Source organism: Rhodoferax sp. P2_H8_2 (assembly GCF_056403235.1).
In genome coordinates this window covers 251,931-271,397 of sequence record NZ_JBFUFW010000003.1, presented here as the reverse complement: position 1 = coordinate 271,397, position 19,467 = coordinate 251,931, and the positions used below count along the sequence as shown (strand labels likewise).

At 61.3% G+C, this 19,467-nt stretch carries 15 protein-coding genes; 10 read left to right on the top strand and 5 right to left on the bottom strand.

What is annotated here, in order from left to right; translation table 11 throughout:
- Nucleotides 1-825, bottom strand: a complete 825-nt coding sequence (locus AC1DV6_RS06905; protein ID WP_477976440.1) for a substrate-binding periplasmic protein — start codon at nucleotides 823-825, stop codon at nucleotides 1-3.
- A 31-nt stretch (nucleotides 826-856) separates the two neighbouring features.
- Nucleotides 857-1,576: a nucleotidyltransferase family protein gene (locus AC1DV6_RS06900; protein ID WP_477976438.1), complete on the bottom strand. Its 720-nt coding sequence runs from the start codon at nucleotides 1,574-1,576 to the stop codon at nucleotides 857-859.
- 114 nt (nucleotides 1,577-1,690) lie between these two features.
- Here AC1DV6_RS06900 and AC1DV6_RS06895 point away from each other — a divergent pair, with 114 nt between their 5' ends.
- The 6 genes from AC1DV6_RS06895 (at nucleotide 1,691) to AC1DV6_RS06870 (ending at nucleotide 9,220) form a co-directional block, all read left to right on the top strand.
- Nucleotides 1,691-3,754: a tetratricopeptide repeat protein gene (locus tag AC1DV6_RS06895; protein WP_477976436.1), complete on the top strand. Its 2,064-nt coding sequence runs from the start codon at nucleotides 1,691-1,693 to the stop codon at nucleotides 3,752-3,754.
- A 15-nt stretch (nucleotides 3,755-3,769) separates the two neighbouring features.
- Nucleotides 3,770-4,702: a tetratricopeptide repeat protein gene (locus AC1DV6_RS06890; protein WP_477976434.1), complete on the top strand. Its 933-nt coding sequence runs from the start codon at nucleotides 3,770-3,772 to the stop codon at nucleotides 4,700-4,702.
- Nucleotides 4,703-4,784: 82 nt separating this feature from the next.
- Nucleotides 4,785-5,816 (top strand): SPFH domain-containing protein, encoded by a 1,032-nt coding sequence (locus tag AC1DV6_RS06885; RefSeq protein ID WP_477976432.1) that lies wholly within the window; start codon nucleotides 4,785-4,787, stop codon nucleotides 5,814-5,816.
- A 218-nt stretch (nucleotides 5,817-6,034) separates the two neighbouring features.
- Entirely contained in the window at nucleotides 6,035-7,435 is a 1,401-nt protein-coding gene (locus tag AC1DV6_RS06880; RefSeq protein WP_477976430.1) for a DUF4178 domain-containing protein, read from the top strand.
- Between the two features lie 7 nt (nucleotides 7,436-7,442).
- Nucleotides 7,443-7,661, top strand: a complete 219-nt coding sequence (locus AC1DV6_RS06875; RefSeq protein ID WP_477976989.1) for a DUF350 domain-containing protein — start codon at nucleotides 7,443-7,445, stop codon at nucleotides 7,659-7,661.
- A 17-nt stretch (nucleotides 7,662-7,678) separates the two neighbouring features.
- Entirely contained in the window at nucleotides 7,679-9,220 is a 1,542-nt protein-coding gene (locus AC1DV6_RS06870) for a polyamine aminopropyltransferase (protein WP_477976428.1), read from the top strand.
- A gap of 16 nt (nucleotides 9,221-9,236) precedes the next feature.
- Here AC1DV6_RS06870 and AC1DV6_RS06865 read toward each other — a convergent pair whose 3' ends face one another.
- Nucleotides 9,237-10,727, bottom strand: a complete 1,491-nt coding sequence (locus tag AC1DV6_RS06865; RefSeq protein WP_477976426.1) for an RNB domain-containing ribonuclease — start codon at nucleotides 10,725-10,727, stop codon at nucleotides 9,237-9,239.
- Between the two features lie 122 nt (nucleotides 10,728-10,849).
- Here AC1DV6_RS06865 and AC1DV6_RS06860 point away from each other — a divergent pair, with 122 nt between their 5' ends.
- The 4 genes from AC1DV6_RS06860 (at nucleotide 10,850) to AC1DV6_RS06845 (ending at nucleotide 16,480) form a co-directional block, all read left to right on the top strand.
- Complete coding sequence (locus AC1DV6_RS06860; protein WP_477976424.1) at nucleotides 10,850-11,632, top strand: PRC-barrel domain-containing protein; 783 nt, start codon at nucleotides 10,850-10,852, stop codon at nucleotides 11,630-11,632.
- 80 nt (nucleotides 11,633-11,712) lie between these two features.
- Nucleotides 11,713-13,116: a M20/M25/M40 family metallo-hydrolase gene (locus tag AC1DV6_RS06855; protein ID WP_477976422.1), complete on the top strand. Its 1,404-nt coding sequence runs from the start codon at nucleotides 11,713-11,715 to the stop codon at nucleotides 13,114-13,116.
- On the top strand, nucleotides 13,059-14,726 hold the full coding sequence (locus tag AC1DV6_RS06850; RefSeq protein ID WP_477976420.1) for an FAD-dependent oxidoreductase: 1,668 nt from the start codon (nucleotides 13,059-13,061) through the stop codon (nucleotides 14,724-14,726). The genes AC1DV6_RS06855 and AC1DV6_RS06850 overlap by 58 nt, the downstream gene beginning before the upstream one ends.
- Complete coding sequence (locus AC1DV6_RS06845; protein ID WP_477976418.1) at nucleotides 14,723-16,480, top strand: MFS transporter; 1,758 nt, start codon at nucleotides 14,723-14,725, stop codon at nucleotides 16,478-16,480. Before AC1DV6_RS06850 ends, AC1DV6_RS06845 begins: the two co-directional genes overlap by 4 nt.
- On the opposite strand, the gene AC1DV6_RS06840 is transcribed toward AC1DV6_RS06845, so the two are convergent.
- Both AC1DV6_RS06840 and AC1DV6_RS06835 read right to left on the bottom strand, forming a co-directional pair.
- Nucleotides 16,470-18,848, bottom strand: coding sequence for a bifunctional diguanylate cyclase/phosphodiesterase (locus tag AC1DV6_RS06840; RefSeq protein WP_477976416.1), 2,379 nt, complete (start codon nucleotides 18,846-18,848; stop codon nucleotides 16,470-16,472). The two genes, AC1DV6_RS06845 and AC1DV6_RS06840, sit on opposite strands and share 11 nt — an antisense overlap.
- Nucleotides 18,845-19,462, bottom strand: coding sequence for a methylamine utilization protein (locus AC1DV6_RS06835; RefSeq protein ID WP_477976414.1), 618 nt, complete (start codon nucleotides 19,460-19,462; stop codon nucleotides 18,845-18,847). The genes AC1DV6_RS06840 and AC1DV6_RS06835 overlap by 4 nt, the downstream gene beginning before the upstream one ends.
- Nucleotides 19,463-19,467 lie beyond the last annotated feature (5 nt).

Here is a 19,467-nt window from a genome sequence, read left to right as displayed (position 1 = left end):
TTAGCGGGCGCGAATGCTGCCAGTGAGTGCATTGGCCGGGTAGAAACGCTGAAACGCTTTCCAGACCACACCGGACTTGCCGGCGCGCTCAAGCATGTCCTTGAGTGCAGCCTTGTCGGCCTCACCCACGCTTTTGGAAATATAGACGCCACTGTCGCCCCAGGGCAATTCGTCTATCGGTTCTGATCGCAGCTTCTCCAGCAGGCCTGCGGCCTTGGGGTCGGCCTGCATCGCGCCGACCAGAATGGACGGGGCCATGATGGTCATATCAATGGCCCCGCTTTGTAGCGTGCGTGCGACGGATGCGGCGTCTACGTCCAGCACCACGCGACCCTGGCGTGTCAGCTCTTTGACCAGTGATTGGTAGGCCGGGCCAAAATCAAAACCACGCACCAGCCCGACCTTGATCTCATGACGGTCTATCAGTTCCTGCGCATTGCGGATCACCAATCGATCCGATGCGACCGAAATCAATGTCGCCCGGCTTTGGATCAGCGGCACGAAGATGCCAAATTCATCTCTGGACGGAGTTCGTGAAGCGGGTATCAGCAAATCGGCCCGCCCACTTTCATAGAGCAGGTCAAGGCGGGCTCTGGGCACCAACGAAAGCTCGAATGCGCAGCCTTCCTTGAGCCCTACATTGCGCAGCAGTTCGGGGTACACGCCGCTGATGGTGTTGTCTGCCGCGACAAATACGCTCAGTCCGATCGGTGCGATCGGAACGACGATGTTGCGTGAGCAACCGGCCGCAGCGATGCCGGGCAGGCTGGCCAATAGCGCCATTGCGACCAGGCAATTTCGGGCGTAAGCAGGAAACACGTGCATTCCGGTGGTTGAGCCCTGCATCATAGAAGGTTCAGACTCGGTTCAATAGTGCTAGGCGCTGCGGCGTCCCGACGTCGGTCCAACGCCCGGTGTACAGCTCTGCGCTGACGCGCTGCTGGTCCATCGCGGTACGCAATAGCGGTGCCAGCGATGCCTTGGTGCCTAGAGGGTTGCCCGAGTCGATGGTGCACCAGGGCGCCGTAAACAATTCGCTGCGGTACAGCCCGATGGTGGAATAGGTCCAGCGGGGCTGGGCGGAGTCTTTGGGCAGGTTCAGCGCAAGGCCGGTGTCTTGTCCCTCGGCTACCTCCAGCCCGAAGTCACCGCCCGGGTTGTGCTCAGGGTTGGGTACCAGCCACAGATGCGCGAGCTTGTCGCTTTCGGCAAATCGCGTGAAGGACTGGGCTGAAAAGACGAAATCTGGCGCATAGACATCACCTGCCAGTACCCAAAACACAGACGCCAACAACGGCAGGGCGCGCGCGATGCCGCCCGCAGTTTCCAGCGCCTCACCAAAATCGCGTGCCTCGTGGGAGTACTGCAACGCAAGGCCATCGGTATGCGTGCCGAAAGCCGTCTCAATCTGCTCACCGAGCCATGCGGTATTGATCGCTACTGACTGCGCGCCGTCGCGCGCCAGCGCTTGCAGATGCCATTGCATCAGCGCCTTGCCTTGCACTTGCAGCATGGGCTTGGGCGTGTGGTCCGTCAGCGGACGCATGCGTTCACCCCGGCCCGCAGCCAGAAGCATGGCAGTACAAGGCGTGGCGTCAGTGGCGGGGGATAGCAGCGGGGACACAGTGTTTTGAGCATAGCCCAAGTGCGCTGGATGTCGCGCCGTGGGTGATATTCTTGCCGCCTCACCATGCCACACGCCCGCGAACCCCAGCCTCAGCAGATCCACGCATTGGTGGCATTGTTTTCCCAAGGGCAATACCCGCAGGCAGCGACGATGGCGCGCGATCTCACACAACGCTACCCCGGCTACGGCTTCTTCTGGAAAGCGCTGGGTGCCATCCTGATGCAAACCGGGCAAACGGCACAGGCGCTGGAGCCCCTGCAAAAAGCAGCCACGCTGATGCCGCAGGACGCGGAAGCGCACAGCAATCTGGGCGCTGCATTGCGGGCTGCCGGGCGCAACGAGGAAGCACTTGTTTGTTATCAGCGCGCCGTGTCTTTACGGCCGGATTTTGTGCAAGCCCATGGCAATCTGGGCAACACCTACCGCGATCTTGGGCGGCTGCAAGAAGCCGCCGCCAGTTATCAGCGAACGCTGAACCTGCAACCCGATCATGCTGATGCGCTGGAGCAGCTGGCCTATCTTCTTTATAGCCATGGCCAGCACGCCGATGCGTTGCCGTTGATTTGCCGCAGCCTGCAATTGCAGGAAACACCGCAGATGCGGCAATTGTTTGTAGATTGCGTCAAATACGTGCAATGGTCGCAAGACGATGCCAACGTGCGTGGCTGGCTGTTGCGAGCGATCACAGAAGCCTGGGGCCGCCCCAATGATTTGGTGCGCGCTGGCTGGAATCTGGTGCGGCTGTCTACGCCACTGCCGTCCGTGTTGGCGCCTGATGACCTGCCGCGGCTGGACCGGAATGGACTGTTGTGCGCCTTGTTGCAGGCTGCGCAAATTTGTGACGCCGACATAGAGCGCTATCTCACAGCAGCACGGCGCAACCTGTTGGAATGGGTTGACGCCGGCGCGCTGCCCGAGGGCACGTGGAGTTTCTTCGCGGCGCTGGCCAGCCAGTGCTTTATCAGTGAGTATGTGTTTTCCGCACACCCCGCAGAGCTTGCGCTAGCCACCGTACTGCGAGAACGGGTTGTCGTGGACTTGCTTGCCGGCAAGCCCGTTCTGCCTCAGGCGCTATTGGCATTGGCCAGCTATTTCCCGCTGGCATCGCTCGCGCACGCCGACAGCGTGCTGCCGATGCAATTGCCGCAGGCGCTGCAACGCGTGCTGACCCAACAACTGCGTGAGCCTGCGGAGGAGCTGAGCCTTCGTGATGGCATGTCGCGTTTGACAAAGATTGAAGATGGCGTGTCACAGGAGGTGCGTGCACAGTATGAAGAAAGCCCTTATCCGCGTTGGGTGCGCTTGCCGGCTACCGCCAGCGGCTTGACGGTCAACCAGACCCTGCAGCAACTCTTTCCACGCAGTAACTTTAAGCCTTTGGCACAAGGTGATGCACCGCGCATTCTGATTGCCGGTTGCGGCACAGGCCAGCACGCTATTGATACTGCGCTGCGCTTTGCAAATGCCAGTCTATTGGCCGTAGACCTGAGTTTGAGCAGCCTGGGCTATGCCAAACGCAAGGCCACGGAAATGGGTGTGGCGTCCATCGCGTTTGCGCAAGCCGACATACTGCAACTGGGTTCCTTGCAAGAGCGCTTTGACTTGATCGAGTCCAGCGGCGTGTTGCACCACCTGGCCGATCCGCAGCAGGGCTGGCGCGTTTTGCTGGGCTTGCTCAAGCCGGGTGGGCTGATGAAACTGGGTTTCTACAGCGAGCTGGCGCGCCGCGACATCGTGCGTGTCCGGGAGCAGATCGCCGAGCGCGGCTACGCCGCTACGCCAGAAGGCATACGCCAGTGCCGTCAGGAGTTGCTGGATGCGAAAGACCCAGGCCAGTGGGGCCGCGTGACCAAGAGCTCGGATTTTTTCAGTACCAGCACCTGCCGCGATTTGCTGTTCCATGTGCAGGAACACCGCACGACGCTGACGGCCATCGCCGAGTTTCTGAAGAAGCACGATCTGGAGTTCCTGGGCTTCGAGCTGGACCCGCATATTGTCAACGCCTACCGCAGCCGGTTTCCCGATGACACGGCAGCGACTGATCTCGCACAATGGCAGCAGTTTGAGCGCGATAACCCGGACGTGTTCTTCAACATGTACCAATTCTGGGTGCAGAAACCAACGTAAGCCAGAGGAGTTCGTGTGCCGCAAGTCATTGGTATCGACCACATCTACATCACCTGCGGTGACTTGGCGCGCTCGGAAGTCTTTTACGACCAGCTCTTGGTTGACACGTTGGGTTTTCGCAAGGGCGGACGTTTTACGTTGGGGCCGGACGCCCACATCAGTTACTACAACCGCCACTTCGGCTTTGTACTGCGCCCCGCGCGCGTTCAATCGCCACATGCGCCGTACGCACCGGGTTTGCACCACTTCTGCTTCCGCGTGGATTCGCAAGCCGATGTGCAAGAGACGGCAGTCTTGCTGCAGAAAGCGGGCATTGCGACCACACCGGCCAAGCTGTACCCCGACTATGCGCCGGACTACTGGGCCATTTTTTTTGAAGATCCGGATGGCGTGCGCCTTGAGGTCACCAACTACCGCGCTGAGCGGCGCGAACGCCATGACCATTGGTATGCTTTGGGTTCCGGGTTGCGCGGCGAATGGGATAAGCGCATGGAGTCGCTATGGGCGGCGATGGACCAGTATTCCGAAGACGCGTTTTTGCAGGCCCATGAATTGTTGGCCAGCGAATTGCCTGCTGACAGTGCGGTCGCCAGTTTCGAGCGCGGTGGCGCGCAGGATTCCATGGGCCACCCAGAAAAGGCGATCGTCCATTACCGCAAAGCGCTGGCACAGGGGCTGGACCCCAGCCGTCGTCGCCAGGCAACGATTCAATTGGCCAGTTCCTTGCGCAATCTGGGACAACAGCAGGAGGCGGCAGAGCTATTGCAGCGCGAACTGGATTTGCCCGCCGATGCATTGAGCCCGGCCGTGCATGCATTCCTCGCGCTGGTGTTGACCGATCTGGGGCGCGAGCGCGAAGCTGTGGCGCTCAGCCTGGGCGTGCTGTCCACCTATTTGCCGCGTTACAACCGCTCACTGGCCCGCTACGCCCAGCGGCTCAAAGATTAGCCATACGAACGAAAAGGGCGCAGACTTCTGCCTGCGCCGCTAGTATCATCCGCACACCTTCCCCTACCAACAGGAGTACGCCATGGGATTGATGGACTTCATCAAGAAACAGTTTATTGACGTCATTCAATGGACCGAAGACGGCGACGGCACGATCGCCTGGCGCTTCCCTATGGCGGGCATGGAAATCCAGAACGGTGGCACGCTCGTTGTGCGCGAGTCGCAGATGGCGGTGTTCGTCAACGAAGGCAAGGTTGCCGACGTGTTCGGCCCTGGCACCCACAAGCTGACCACACAAACCCTGCCGGTACTGACCTATCTGAAGAACTGGGACAAGCTGTTTGAGTCTCCCTTCAAGAGCGATGTGTACTTCTTCAGCACACGCCAGCAGATCGACCAGAAGTGGGGCACGCCCCAGCCGATCACGATCCGCGACGCGGACTTTGGCGCGGTACGCCTGCGCACTTTTGGCAACTACAACTTCCGCATTGCCGACCCAAAACTGTTCCACACAGAAATCTCCGGCACACGCGATACGTATACCGTCGCCGATGTGGATGGCCAGTTGCGTGGCCTGGTGTTGCAGAACATCAGCAACGCGATTGCCAGCAGCGGCGTGGCCTTCCTTGATCTGGCGGCCAACCAGCTGATGTTCTCGCAGGCACTGGTCAAGCAGCTCGCGCCCGAATTTGAAAAAATCGGCTTGAAGCTCGAAGGCATGACGGTACAAAACGTCTCGCTGCCCGAAGAGCTGCAAAAAATCCTGGACCAGAAAATCGGCATGGGCATGGTTGGCAAGGACATGGGCGCTTTCATGCAGTACCAAACCGCGCAAGCGATCCCCAAGTTCGCCGAGGGCGCGGGCGGTGGCGGCGGTATTGCGGGCGATGCCATGGGTCTGGGCGCCGGTGTCGCGCTGGGCCAGGTGCTGGCGCAAAACCTGTCTGCGGGTTTGCATGCAGCGCCTGCCGCTGCCGCAACAGCTGCGGCCGCAGTGAAGCCGGATGACGTGATGGCCACGCTGGAAAAGCTGGGCGAACTCAAGACCAAGGGCATCCTGACGCAGGAAGAGTTCGACGCGAAGAAAGCAGAGTTGCTCAAGAAGTTGGTGTAGTCTTCGATGGAGCGGTGGGGCGGCAGAGGGTTCTGCTGCGTGTCCCCCGCCCTTCGGGCTCCTCCTTGACCTCCGCATAACCCTCTACCGCCCCACCTTCCTTGGCTAACGCGACGAATACCCAACGGGAGTACCGGGCCCCGTGCCCGGGATGCGGTGCGCCTGTCACTTTTTCCAGCGCCCAGTCCACGCATGCGATTTGCGGCTACTGCCAAAGCATGGTGGTGCGCAATGGGGAGGTGTTGTCGCGCATCGGCAAGATGGCCGAGCTGTTTGATGACCACAGCCCCTTGCAATTGCATGCGGCAGGTGTCTGGAATGGTCAGGATTTCACACTGCTGGGCCGGCTGCAATACAAGTACGGCGAAGGCACCTGGACGGAGTGGCATGCCGTCTTGGGCGATGGCAGTGGCGCATTCCTCAGCGAAGACAACGGCTCGTATGTCTTCACGACCAACGCCCCTACCCAGCGCGAGATGCCCGCGGCCGACCGCTTTCGCGTCGGCGCGACCACGGCAATCAATGGCAAGACTTTTACTGTCGCGTCCAACCAGACTGTTGCGCTGATCTCAGCGCAGGGCGAACTGCCGCGCCTGCCCAAGCTGGGCGAAAACTTTTCCATGGTGGAGCTGCGCAGCGCCGAAGGCGATGTGCTGAGCGTGGACTACAGCGTGCAACCACCAGCTGTGACCATGGGGCGCTCGGTATCGCTGGAAGACCTGAAGCTCTCGGGCCTGAAGGAAGAGTCTGCCAAGGATGAAAAAGGCCGCCAGTTCAACTGTCCGAATTGCGGCGCCACACTGAGCCTGATGCTGCCGGGCAGCAAGAGCATCACCTGCAGCTCCTGCCACAGCATCATCGACGTGTCGCAAGGTATTGGCGGTGAGCTCAAAGCGGCAGAGCAGAACGAGCCGGTTAAGCCACTGATCCCGCTGGGCAGTCTGGGTCTACTGCAGGGCAACGAATGGCAGGTCGTGGGTTACCAGCACCGCATGGGCACGGACCCGACGGACCCGGACGAGCAGTTTGGCTGGGACGAATACCTGCTCTACAACCGCAAGCTCGGGTTTACCTTCCTGGTGGATTCCACAGAAGGCTGGAGCGTCGTCAAGCCTGCGACCGGTGCGCCGGTGGTGGGCGGCAATGGCGAAAGCGCGACCTATCTGGGCGCACGCTACCAGCTCAAGGAGAGCTACACCGCCGAGACCAACTATGTGGTGGGCGAGTTTTACTGGCAGGTGCAGCGTGGCCAAAAGACCTCCAACCGCGATTACGCGAACGGCCCCAGCCTGTTGTCGATGGAGCAGTCCGCGACCGAGTTGACCTGGTCCGTAGGCGGCAAGGTCAGCAGCGACGTGGTGACCAAAGCCTTCAAGCTGGAAGGCAAAGAGGATTTGTTTCAGCGCTCGGACGTAGGCGCGACCAGCTTCAAGGGCACCAGCAACCATGTGGCGATCATCATCTTTGTGATCGTGATCATGCTGGTGTTGATGTTGAGCAACTGCTCGTCAGACTGCAACCCGAATACCCAGAACTGTTACAACAGCAGCAGTGGCAGCGGTTACCGTACCTCGGGTGGGTCATGGGGTGGCTACTCCGGGGGCGGGGGGCATAAATGAAAAGGAGATTTATATGGAATGGTTGAAACCTGCCGTCGTACTGGGCTCGCTCTTGTACGCGGTGATGGGCGTGCTGATTTTCTGGATCAGCTTCATCATCATCGACAAGCTCACGCCATATGACCTGTGGATGGAAATTGTCGAGAAGCAGAACAAGGCGCTGGGCATGGTCGTGGCCGCCATGTCGTTGGGCATCTGCATCATCGTTGCTGCTGCGATCCATTGAGGGCTGAGGCCAAGTCGGTGCCCAAAGCGGGCCCGCGCCCGGTCGAGCTTGCACTCTTAAGCTCGGTATTTGTCGTGGCCGCGTGCGGCCTGGTCTACGAGCTGGCGGCTGGCGCGCTGGCATCGTATCTGCTGGGTGACTCCATCCTGCAGTTCTCCACGGTCATCGGTGCCTACCTGTTCGCGATGGGTGTGGGTTCGTGGCTGTCGCGCTTCTTTGATCGCCAGCTTCCCGCCCATTTTTTGAGGATAGAACTGCTGGTGGCACTTGCGGGCGGTGCGCTGCCAGCTATTCTTTTTGTAGCAAATGCCTGGGTGCCCGGTTCGTTCCGCTTGTTGCTGTACGGCATGGTGTTTCTGGTGGGCATGCTGGTGGGGCTGGAGATTCCACTGGTGATGCGCATTCTCAAAAAGAATGTCGCGCTCAAAGACCTGGTGTCGCAGGTGCTGACGTTTGACTACCTGGGCGCGCTGGCGGTATCGGTTGCGTTTCCGCTTCTCTTGGTGCCGCATCTGGGGCTGGTGCGTACCGGCCTGCTGTTTGGCCTACTGAATGCTGCGGTTGCGCTGTGGGCGCTGTGGCTGTTCCGCCATGAGCTGCGCCAGTTTGGCGCGCATGCATTCGCCTGTGTCGCGACGCTGGCGGTGCTGGCCGTGGGTATGCTGATGGCGGACCACATCACGACCTGGGCCGAAGACAAGCTGTACCAGGACAAGGTGGTGTTTTCTCAAACCACACCGTACCAGCGCATCGTGGTGACCAATGCGCCGGGCGAAGGCCGCGTCGGCGTACGTCTTTTCCTGAACGGCAATTTGCAGTTTGCACAACGCGACGAATACCGTTACCACGAAGCGCTGGTGCACCCCGCGATGGCGGCATTTGGCGGAGCAGGGCCCAAGCGTGTGGCCGTGCTCGGTGGCGGCGATGGCATGGCGGTGCGCGAAATCCTGAAGTACCCCAGTGTGGAAAGCGTTACGCTGGTGGAGCTGGATCCGGCGATGACCACGCTGTTCAAGGAGCAGCCCATGCTCAGCGCACTGAATGCGCAATCACTGTCATCAAACAAGCTGCGCGTGATCAACACCGATGCGTTTCAGTGGCTACAAAACACCGACGAAATGTTCGATGTGCTGATCGTCGACTTCCCCGATCCGACCAACTTCTCGATCGGCAAGCTGTACACCAATTCGTTCTACGCCCTGCTGGACAAGCACTTGTCTGCCAGTGGCTACGCGGTGATCCAGACCACCTCGCCGCTGGTGGCGCGCAAAAGTTTCTGGACCGTGGTGAACACGATTGAATCGGTGGGTCTCAGGACCGCGCCGTACCACGCGCACGTGCCCAGCTTTGGTGAGTGGGGTTTTGTGTTGGCCAGTCGCAGACCGTATCGCTTGCCGGACCAGTTGCCTGAGGGGCTGCGATTTCTGAATCCGCATTCCCTGCCACTGTTGTTTGATTTTCCGCAGGACATGGACCGCGTGCCAACCGAAATCAACCGCCTGTCCAACCAGGTGCTGGTGACGACCTACGAATGGGAGTGGGGCAAGTTGGGGCGTTAACCGCGCAACTGCGCGGTCACTGCGCAGTTACGAAGTCAATGAAACCGCGCTCGACGTTGGTGGATACCAGCTTCACACGGAGCTGGATACCGACGGATGGAAGAATGCCGCTGCCCACCAGCTTGCCTTCGACGGGAGGTGACAGCAGCCGTACCCAGGCGCCGTCGGGCGAACGGCCGGTCACGATGGCAGTAAACGTCTCACCAATGCGAGATTCCAGCAGCAGCGCCGCATCCGACTTGCGCATGCGCCGCTCTACTTTGCGGGCGGCATCTTCCTGGCGCGTGCAGTGTTGGGCCAACGCCGCAAGCTCGCCCAGCGAATAGGGTGGCGCCTGTTGTGCCAAAGTGGCTTTGAGCAGGCGCGACGTGATCAGGTCCGGGTAGCGCCGGTTCGGAGCGGTGGAGTGCGTGTAATCGCGCACGGCCAGACCAAAGTGCCCCACAGGTGGCCCACCGGGCGACTCCACCACATACTCCCCGGCACCCATCAGCTTCACAATAACCAGTGACAGATCGGAAAAGCGCAATGGGTCGGCCAAACGGCGCTTGGCCAAAAAGTCTTCCAAGGCTTTGGAGTCGGGGTCCGGTGGCAATACCTCGCCATAACTGCGCGCGACCTCCACAATACGCAGCCAGCGCTCAGGTGAACGCACCACGCGGCGCAAGGAGCCCACACCGGCATTGGCCAGATAGCGCGCATTGCAGCCATTGGTCGCAATCATCATTTCCTCAATCAATTGCCGTGCGCGGTTTTGCACCTGCTGGTTGATGTTCACCACCTTTTCGCCATCAAAGACGGCGCGCGGCTGGAACGTTTCCAACTCGAGCGAACCCTGCGCACGGCGCAAGGCGCGCAGCTGTTGCGCCAGTGCATCCTGCTGCCGCAACTGGGCATCCATGCCAGGCACGGTCTGTGCAGCAGTGGGCAACGGGCCTTGTCCTTCTATCCACGCAGCCACAGCGTCATACGTCAGCTTGGCATGGTTGTGCACCAGTGCTCGATACACCGTGGAGTGTTGCAAGTGGGCATCCGCCGAGAAAACCATTTCGGTGACCACGGCCAACCGGTCTTTGCCCGCATTGAGCGAGGTCAGATCGGTGGAGAGTCTCTCCGGCAGCATTGGGAAGATCCGCGCCGACGTATAGATAGACGCGGTGTTGGTGCGGGCGTGTTCGTCAATCGCACTGCCCTTTTTGACCAGGGCGTCCACATCGGCAATGGCCACCAGCATGCGTGTGCTGCCGCCCTGCAGGGTTTCGCACCAGCTGAGCTGGTCCAGGTCCTGCGAGTCGTCGTTGTCGATGGAGCACCACAGCAGCGCGCGCAGGTCCTGAACCGCGGGGCCGGTTTCGGTGGCAGCGCCCGCAATAGCGTCCAGTTCTTTTGCCACCTGGGGTGAGAACTCGGGCAAGAGCTGGCGCTCCAGCATGGCGTCCACTGCTATGCGTACCAGATCGGCGCGCTGGTGTGTGGCCCGGTGGCGAGCGCTGTTGGCAGTTTGCATGGGTGAAGTGTCCGCTGTATGCGTTGCCGTCTCTGTGCAGTGCCGCACGGAATACAGGCGCGCAAGCGATCACATTGGGCCATTGTTTATCTTTTTTTGAAAGGCCTCCTATGTTGCGAAGCATGCATGAACTGGAAAACTACGCCATCGGCGCAACCGATGGCGAGGTGGGCCACGTGGCCGACATTTACTTCGATGACCAAGCTTGGGTGATCCGCTATCTGGTGGTGGACACGGGCTCCTGGTTGATCAGCCGCAAAGTACTGATCTCCCCTTACGCCATCCAGCAGGCAGACTGGGAAAACAAGCGATTGCCTGTGCGTTTGACGCGCGACCAGGTCAAGGGCAGCCCCGATGTGGATACGCAAAAACCGGTATCGCGCCAGCACGAGATGGACTATGCGGATTACTACAACTACCCCTACTACTGGGGCGGTGAAGGCTTTTGGGGCGACGGCATGTACTTCCCGGTAGCACCCATTGGGTCCGAAGAGCGACGCGCCCATGCGCGTGCCGAACGTGCGCGCCACAAGAATGACGACCCGCATCTACGTAGTTGCAAGGCGGTGATAGGGCACCAGATCCACGCAACCGACGGCGACATTGGCCACGTGCAGGGCATGCTGGTCGACGAAGAGACCTGGGCAATACGTTACCTGGTGGTGAATACCAGCGACTGGTGGTTGGGCAACAAGGTGCTGATTGCACCGCCATGGATCACCGACATCAGCTGGGCCGAATTCAAGGTGTCCGTCAATCTGACGCGGGAAATGATCAAGAATGCGCCGCGCTACGAATCCTCAGAGGCACTGAACCGCGAGCAGGAGCTGGCGCTGTACCAGCACTACGACCGCCCCACCTACTGGGAAAAGGAGCACGCCAGCAAGATCTCCACGATGTTGTGAGGCAGAGCAGTTCTACCCGGGAGGAACGCGCACATCTTTAGCGAATAATCGCAGCATTTGTCTTACTCGGGATGTAATCCATGGCATTTGCTGTTCGCCGCCTTGCTGGCGCTTTGTTTGCTTGCATGTTCTTGCCTTGTGCGGTGTCGGCACAGCTTGGCCCAGTATTCACGCCCGCGCAGATCGCACAGGCTGGCGCCTTGCGCGATGTCGCCCTGAAAGACACACGGGCCTATGGTCTGATTGATTCGCTGGTCACCGAAGTGGGTACGCGCCCTGCGGGCTCCGTGAACGACGGACGTGCGGTGGAGTGGGCGTTGGCCGCGATGCGCCAATTGGGACTTTCCAACGTACGGGCCGAGCCAGTGCCGGTCAAAGTCTGGCGCCAGGGCCCGGTCAGCCTGGAAATCACCGCTCCCTTTCCGCACAAGCTGGTTGCCACCGCGCTGGGCAATAGCGTCGGCACGCCCGAAGGCGGGCTGGTCGCAGAGATGGCCTATTACGAGAACTTTGCCGCATTAAAGGCCGACACCAGCGAGCGGGCCAAAGGCCGCATTGTTTTCATCGACCAGAAGATGGAACGCGCGAAGGACGGACATGGCTATGACACGGCGGTGATGGCCCGCTTTGCCGGTGCGGTCGAGGCGGCACGCCGCGGTGCGGTGGCGGTAGCCATCCGCTCGATCGGCACAGACCGGGACCGCATCGCCCACACAGGCGGCATGCGCTATGACCCCCAACTGCGCCAGGTGCCGGCCCTCGCCGTGTCCGTCCCCGATGCAGAACTGATCGCACGCATGCAGCGCTATGGCAAGCCGGTCGTTGTCAAACTGCAATTGCAGACGGAAAGTGGCGAGCCTGCGGTGTCGCACAACGTGATCGGTGAGGTACCGGGTACCGATCTGGCCAACGAAGTGGTGTTGATTGGCGCGCATCTGGATTCGTGGCATGTGGGCCAAGGTGCGATTGACGACGGCGCGGGCGTCGGCATCGTACTGGCCGCTGCCAAGCAGGTGCTGGATGCCGGCACGCCTTTGCGCCGCACGCTGCGCGTCGTGTTGTTTGCCAATGAAGAGAACGGTACCAATGGCGCGACGACGTATGCCGAGAAATACAAGGCAGTGCCACACCAGTTGCTCGGCGAATCGGACTTTGGTGCGGGCAAGGTCTGGCGCTCGCGCAGCAAGCTGACTGCACACGCGTTGCCGGCCTGGCGCGAGATCGCGCAGGTGCTGGTGCCCATGGGTGTGGAGGCAGGGGGCAACGATGGCGCGCCATCACCGGATGCAGGGCTGATCGTTCGGCGCAACGGCTGGCCCGGCGTGGAGCTGACGCAGGACGGCACCGATTACTTTGACTGGCACCACACGGACAACGACACGTTCGACAAGATCGATCCGGCCACGCTGCCCAGCAATGTCGCGGCATGGGCCGTTGTGGCGTGGATGGCGGCGCAGGCACCGTTGCGATTTGGCGCGCCGTGAAGCGACGCCACTTTCTCGGCGCCAGTGCGGCGCTACCACTCGCGACTTGCGCACCTGCGCCCTCTGTAGAGGGTGGCTTCATCGGCATCGATCACCAGCGCGGCCATTTGCTGCGAGGGCCAGTCGGGCCAGTCACGCCCTCGGTCGTTCGCCAGACCGAGGTGGTGATTGCAGGCGGCGGCGTTGCGGGACTGGCTGCCGCACGCGCTTTGCGACTACGTGGCAGGGAAGACTTAGCATTGTTGGAACTGGAAGACAGCGCCGGCGGCAATGCGCGCGGAACGGAAGTCGGCGGACTGCCCTGCCCCATGGGCGCGCACTACCTGCCGTTGCCGGGTGACGATGCGCCGCATGTACAAAACCTGCTGGAAGAACTGGGCTTGCGCACGCGTGTGTCAGGACGCTGGCAATACGACGAACGCCACCTGTGCCACAGCCCGCAGGAGCGGCTGCTGTTTCAGGGGCAATGGCAGGAAGGCCTGCTGCCGCTCAACGGCGTGGGGCCGCAAACGCTGGCGCAATACCTGAAGTTTGCGCAACTGGTGGACGAGGCCCGCAAGGCAGCACGCTGGGCGATGCCTTCGTTCGGTGTGCCGCAGCAGCCCTTGCAGCAAGCGTTAAAAGCAATCACTTTTGCAGCGCACCTGAATCAAAACGGCCTCGACGATCAGCACCTGCGTTGGTACCTGGACTACTGCTGTCGCGATGACTACGGCGCCGGTATTGAGGTTGTGTCGGCCTGGGCGGGTATCCACTACTTCGCCAGCCGCCATGGCTTTCACGCACCCGGCATGGAGACGGAAGAGCGCGAAGGCCTGCTGACCTGGCCCGAAGGCAACGCCTGGTTGACACGGCACATGGCGCAGCCCTTGGGCGACAGAGTGCACACCGCGCAGGTTGTCACGCGCATTGCGCAAACGCGCAACGGCGTGGAGGTGGATGCGTGGGACGTGCGCGCGCAAGCCTTGGTGCGCTGGCGTGCGCGGCAAGCCATCGTGGCCTTGCCCATTTTTATTGCCGCCCGCGTGGTGCAGGACGCGCCGGACTTTTTGCGCCAGGCCGTAGCGCAAACGGTGTACGCACCCTGGCTGGTTGCCAACCTCCATATCAAGGCGCCACTGAACGACCGGCAGGGCGCGGCGCCCAGTTGGGACAACGTGACGTATGGAACAGCCGGGCTGGGTTATGTAGATGCCACACACCAGAGTCTGCAGGCCGTGCCCGGCGCCACCGTGCTCACGCACTACCGCGCGCTGGGCGGCGCGCCCGAGACACTGGCGCAGCGGCGGCGCGACCTGATGACCAAACCCTGGGAGGCTTGGCGCGACGAAATCCTGGCCGAGCTGGCGCAGGCGCATCCGGATTTACCCGCGAAAGCAAGCCGCATGGACATCGTCCGCTACGGCCATGCGATGGCCATTCCTGTCCCCGAGATTCAGGATAAAAATGGCCTGCAGCGCCCGCAGAATTTGCGCAAGCAGCTATCAAAACATGAGCAACCTGCGGTGCCGAGCCACGGCAATCTGCGCTTCGCCCATGCCGATTGGGCCGGCTATTCGGTGTTCGAGGAGGCGTTTACACTCGGCCACCTCGCTGGAATCACAACATGAAACTCCCCAATTTGCTTGCGACGCGCCATGGGCGTTTGGTCGCTTTCTTTCTGCTCTACATCACCGAAGGCATTCCGCTGGGCTTTGCCGCTACCGCGGTTGCCACACAGTTGCGGCGCATGGATGTTGGCCCGGCCGAGATCGGCGCCTTTGTCGGTTCGTTCTATTTGCCGTGGGCGTTCAAGTGGGCGTTTGGCCCGGTGATCGACGTGTTTGTGTCGCAACGTCTGGGCCCGCGCCGCGGCTGGATTCTGGGCACGCAAATCATGATGGCTCTGACCTTGCTGTCTACCGTGCTGCTGGATTTGCCGCAACAGCTGGGCCTGTTCACCATCATCCTGTTGGTGCACAACACGTTCGGTGCGATGCAGGACGTCGCGATTGATGCGCTGGCTTGCAACACCTTGCAGGAAGACGAGCGCGGCCTTGCCAACGGCATGATGTTTGCCGGCGCGATGCTGGGCAGCACCATTGGCGGTGGCGGCGTGCTGTTGATCAGTAGCGTGACCGGTTTTCAGTCGACGTTCTTTATTGTGTCCGGTTGCATCTTGGCGGTCACCGCGTTTGTGGTGCTGCCGATGAAGGAAGCGGCCATGGCGCCGCGCGCCGTGGCAGCCGGCTCAAAACTGGCGCAGGCCGGGCGCGAGATGCGCGACTTTGCGGTTGAATCGTTCCGTTCCTTCCTGGGCAGTCAGGGTGCGTTTGTCGGTGTCTTCTTTTCGCTGTTGCCAGCCGGTGCAATGTGTCTGGGTCTGGCGCTGCAGTCCAACCTGGCTGTCGAGCTGGGCATGAACGATGAACAGGTGGGACTGCTGGGCATCTGGTCGACGGTGTTGTCCGCGGCCTTTTGCGTGACCGGTGGCTGGCTGTCGGACCGTTGGGGCCGCCGCCGCACGTTGGGTGTGTATTTCGCACTGATGAGTGTGCCGGTGTTCTGGTTCATGACCGAGCTCTCGCGCATGGGCTGGGTGATGCCGGTGAATGTGTCAGCGGCCGACCGTCCTGCGGTGCCCGCTGTTCTGGTGACCGGTCTGTGGATCAGCACGCTGGCTTATGGCGTGTTCCAGGGCCTGATGTACGGCACGCGCTCGGCCATCATGATGGACGTGACCAACCCCAAGGTCGCAGCGACGCAGTTCACTGCCTACATGGCGATGGGTAATCTGGCGATCGCCTACTCCGCCACCTGGCAAGGCATAGCGATTGAGGCCTGGGGCTACCCCAAGACGATGATGGTGGATGGTCTGGTGGGTCTGCTGTGTATTACCCTGCTGCCGTTTATGAAGCGCAGTGCTGCGGAAGGTTCATTTGCGGATGAAGCGGGGCCTAGCCGTGCACGCTCTCTCGCGCTGGGCTTGGGCGTGATGTGCCTGGCCTGGTGGCCGTTCCACTTCTGGGGCGAAATGGCCGGTGCGGCCAAACCGATTTTCAGCACCCTGTTCACGCTGGTGTTCGTGGCGTCTGCGCTGTACCTGCTGGCCGCACGTGCCGTGCTGGGGCCGCAGAGCGGCTGGCTCACACGCATCGGCACCTGGCTGGCGGTGCTGCTGTTGGCGATGCATGTGCGCAACTACCTCGATGGTTTGGGCAAATGGTTGTCACCTGTGGTCGATGCCATGGCCTTCAAGCAGGGCGCGCAGTCGGTGATGTTGCTGGTCACGCTGGCCGGCGGCGCCGTGTTGCTGCTGCTGGCGATGCAGCCGTGGCTGGCGATGCGGCCAGCAGCCGCCGAGCCAGAGCCCGTTACAGCTTAGCTGCCTGGGAGTGGCCGCCGTACCAGCCTTCGCACCAGTCCAGAAACTCGGTGCTGAGGATGGGGCGGCTCATGTGGTAGCCCTGGGCCTCGTCGCATTGCGAGTTGGCCAGCAACTGGTAGATGTGCCGGTTCTCCACCCCTTCGGCCACCACGGTCAGGCCCAGGTTGTGCGCCAGGTCGATGGTTGAGCGCACGATCTTCAAATCGCTCTCATCGGTTTCCATACCCATCACAAATGACTTGTCGATCTTCAGCTCGTTGACCGGCAGACGCTTCAGATACGCCAGTGACGAATAGCCGGTACCAAAGTCATCGATAGACAGCTTGTAGCCGCTGGCCGAAAGCTGGTTCAGTGTCGCTTCCGCGCGCTGCGGGTCGTCCATGATCGCGCTCTCGGTGATCTCCAGGCAAAAGCCTGCGTGCGGCACGCCGTGGCGCAACAGGATGGAATCCACCTTGGCCGGAAAGTCGGGGTCCATCAAATCGCGCGTGGACAGATTGATGGCGATGCGCAGCATGTCGTGTCTGGGCTGCAGGCTCTTCCACTGGCTTGCCGCTTCTTCCAGCATCCACAGTGTCAGGTGGCGCACAAAGCCGGTCTGTTCCGCAAACGGAATGAACTGCATGGGCTGCACCATGCCGCGTGTCGGGTGCTGCCAGCGCACCAGCGCTTCGGCCGCGACGACCTGGTGGGTTTGCAGGCTGATCTTGGGCTGCAGGAACAGGCGCAACTGGTGGCCATCAATCGCCTGGCGCAGCTCGGACAGCAGGGAGAGCGTTTGCGCACTGGCCGAGTCCAGCGAGGGGTCGTAGACCTGCACGCCCAGGCTCTTGTGCTTGGCCACATACATCGCCACTTCCGCGCGGCCGAGCAGAATGTCGGCCTGGTCTGCATCACCTGGCCAGCGCGCGATGCCCATGCCTGCGCTCAGGTCCACCGTCTGCCCTTCCAGTGCGACTGGGGCTTCGAACGCATGGGCAATCGTTGCCGCCACCGCCAGAGCCTGCGCCACATCCGCACCCGGCAGCAAAAACGCAAATTCGCCACCGGCCAGCCGCGCCACCTGGTGTTGTCCATTGCGGGCCACACCCTGCAGGCGGCCCGCAACGGCTTGCAGAATGCGGTCACCAAACGCATAGCCCATCACATCGTTGATGTGTTTGAGCCGGTCCAGATCAAGAACGATCACTGCCAGCGGTGCAGGCGTGGCCTCGGGGTTGTCCAGCAGGGCCTGCACCGCTTCGCGAAACTGTGCGCGGTTGGGCAGGCCGGTCAGGCTGTCCCAGTACGCGAGCTGGCGAATTTGCGCCTGGCTGGCCTGGATGTTGATCCGCATCCGGTCAAACGAGCGCGCCAGATTGCCCACTTCGTCCTTCTGCCCAAAGTCCTGCACGGGCTGGCTGTAGTCGCCGCTTCCGAGTCGCTCGGTGTCCGCCACCAACAGGGCCAGCGGTCGCGACACGCGCCGCGCCATCACGATGCTGCCCAGCGCAAACAGCACCAGGCCCAATGCGGCAATCAACAACAGCACGGTTTGCATGCGTGCAAACACCACTTTGGCGTCGGCCGTCGAGCGCAACAGCACCACTTGCAATGGCCGGTCGGCAGCGCCGATATCAACACGCAAGGCCGCATAGTCTTCGCCGCCCAGGCTGAGCGTGGTGGCGCTGCCCAATAGCGCATCGGCATCGGCCATCTGCGGATTGTCCAGCGTGGAATGGATGATGCGATGGCGGGCGTCGCCTGCAGGGTTGAGCAGTACGACATGGGCGCCCGACAGGCCATTTAGCTCTGCCGCCAGATCCTGGTCCACCGCAAATCCCATCACGACCCAGCCGACCACCAGCGGCGCCTTGACCGGCACCATCACAAACTGGTGCAAGCGCCCCAGTTCCACGGCCATGCTGCCTTGCTGCAGGTCGCGCGCCATAGCCTGGCCCAGTGCGGTCAGTGTTTGTCCTACCGCAGCGGACTCCTGCGGATTGGCCATAGCCTTCAGGTTGAAATCGGGGTCCAGAAACGCAGAGATCGTGGCGCCGATGCGGTCGGCGGAATTGTCCAGTGCGGACTCAATCGTCGGTACATCACCAGAGGCAATGGCCTGTTTGAAGCCGAAATCGGCGGCCAGCAGGGAAGCACCCAACTGCAGACGCTGTGCATTCTGATCGACCAGCCGCGCCCAAACTTTTTGATCCGAGGCCAGCTCGCGTTGCAGGTTTTGCCGCACGCTGTCGTCGATGCTGCTGCGCACGACGAGTTGCACTGCAATCTGTATCAGTAGAAGCAATCCCACTGACAGGATGACGATGCGCTTGACCAGGCCGGGCCGCAGCAGGCGTGCGCGCAAAGAAGTCAGAAGGCTCAAGGTTTGGCACCCGCAAGCGTGATGGCCACGGATGTTTCGGCAGTGCCGACCTGCAGGCTTTGTTCCTGCACTGGCGCGCCCACGGAAAAGCTGTTGTGCCAGCTACGCAACTGGTAGTTGCCTGCCGGCACGGCGTTCAGCGTGAGCCGGCCGTTTGCATCAGTTTTGCCAAAGTAAGGTGTCTCCACTACCAGCACCCAGGCGGCCATGTTGTCGTGGATGTTGCAGCCCAGAATCACCACGCCCGATTTGTCAAACAGAACGGGGTTGGACGGTTTGCCGGAGTACAGCTTTAACTCAAACGTCTTGGCAGGCGAAAACGAATAGACATGGTGGCGTACCGTGTCCTGGTTCGGGAACAGGACTTGTGAGCCCGCGGTGACGACGCTCACGAGAGGGACAAATTGTCGGTTGGCCTGTGCGATCTCGGCACCAATGATGGGGCGGGCCTGCGCTTTGGCAGCCGGGGAATCCAGAAACACCACCGCGTCGGCCAGCGGCTTGCCGTTGGCCGCATTCACTTGCACTTGCACATTGCCTGCCCCTGCGGAGAGGCTGCCAGCGGCAAGACATGCAATGGCGAAAGTACGAAGTAAAAAGAGGAGACGCTGCACAGGAA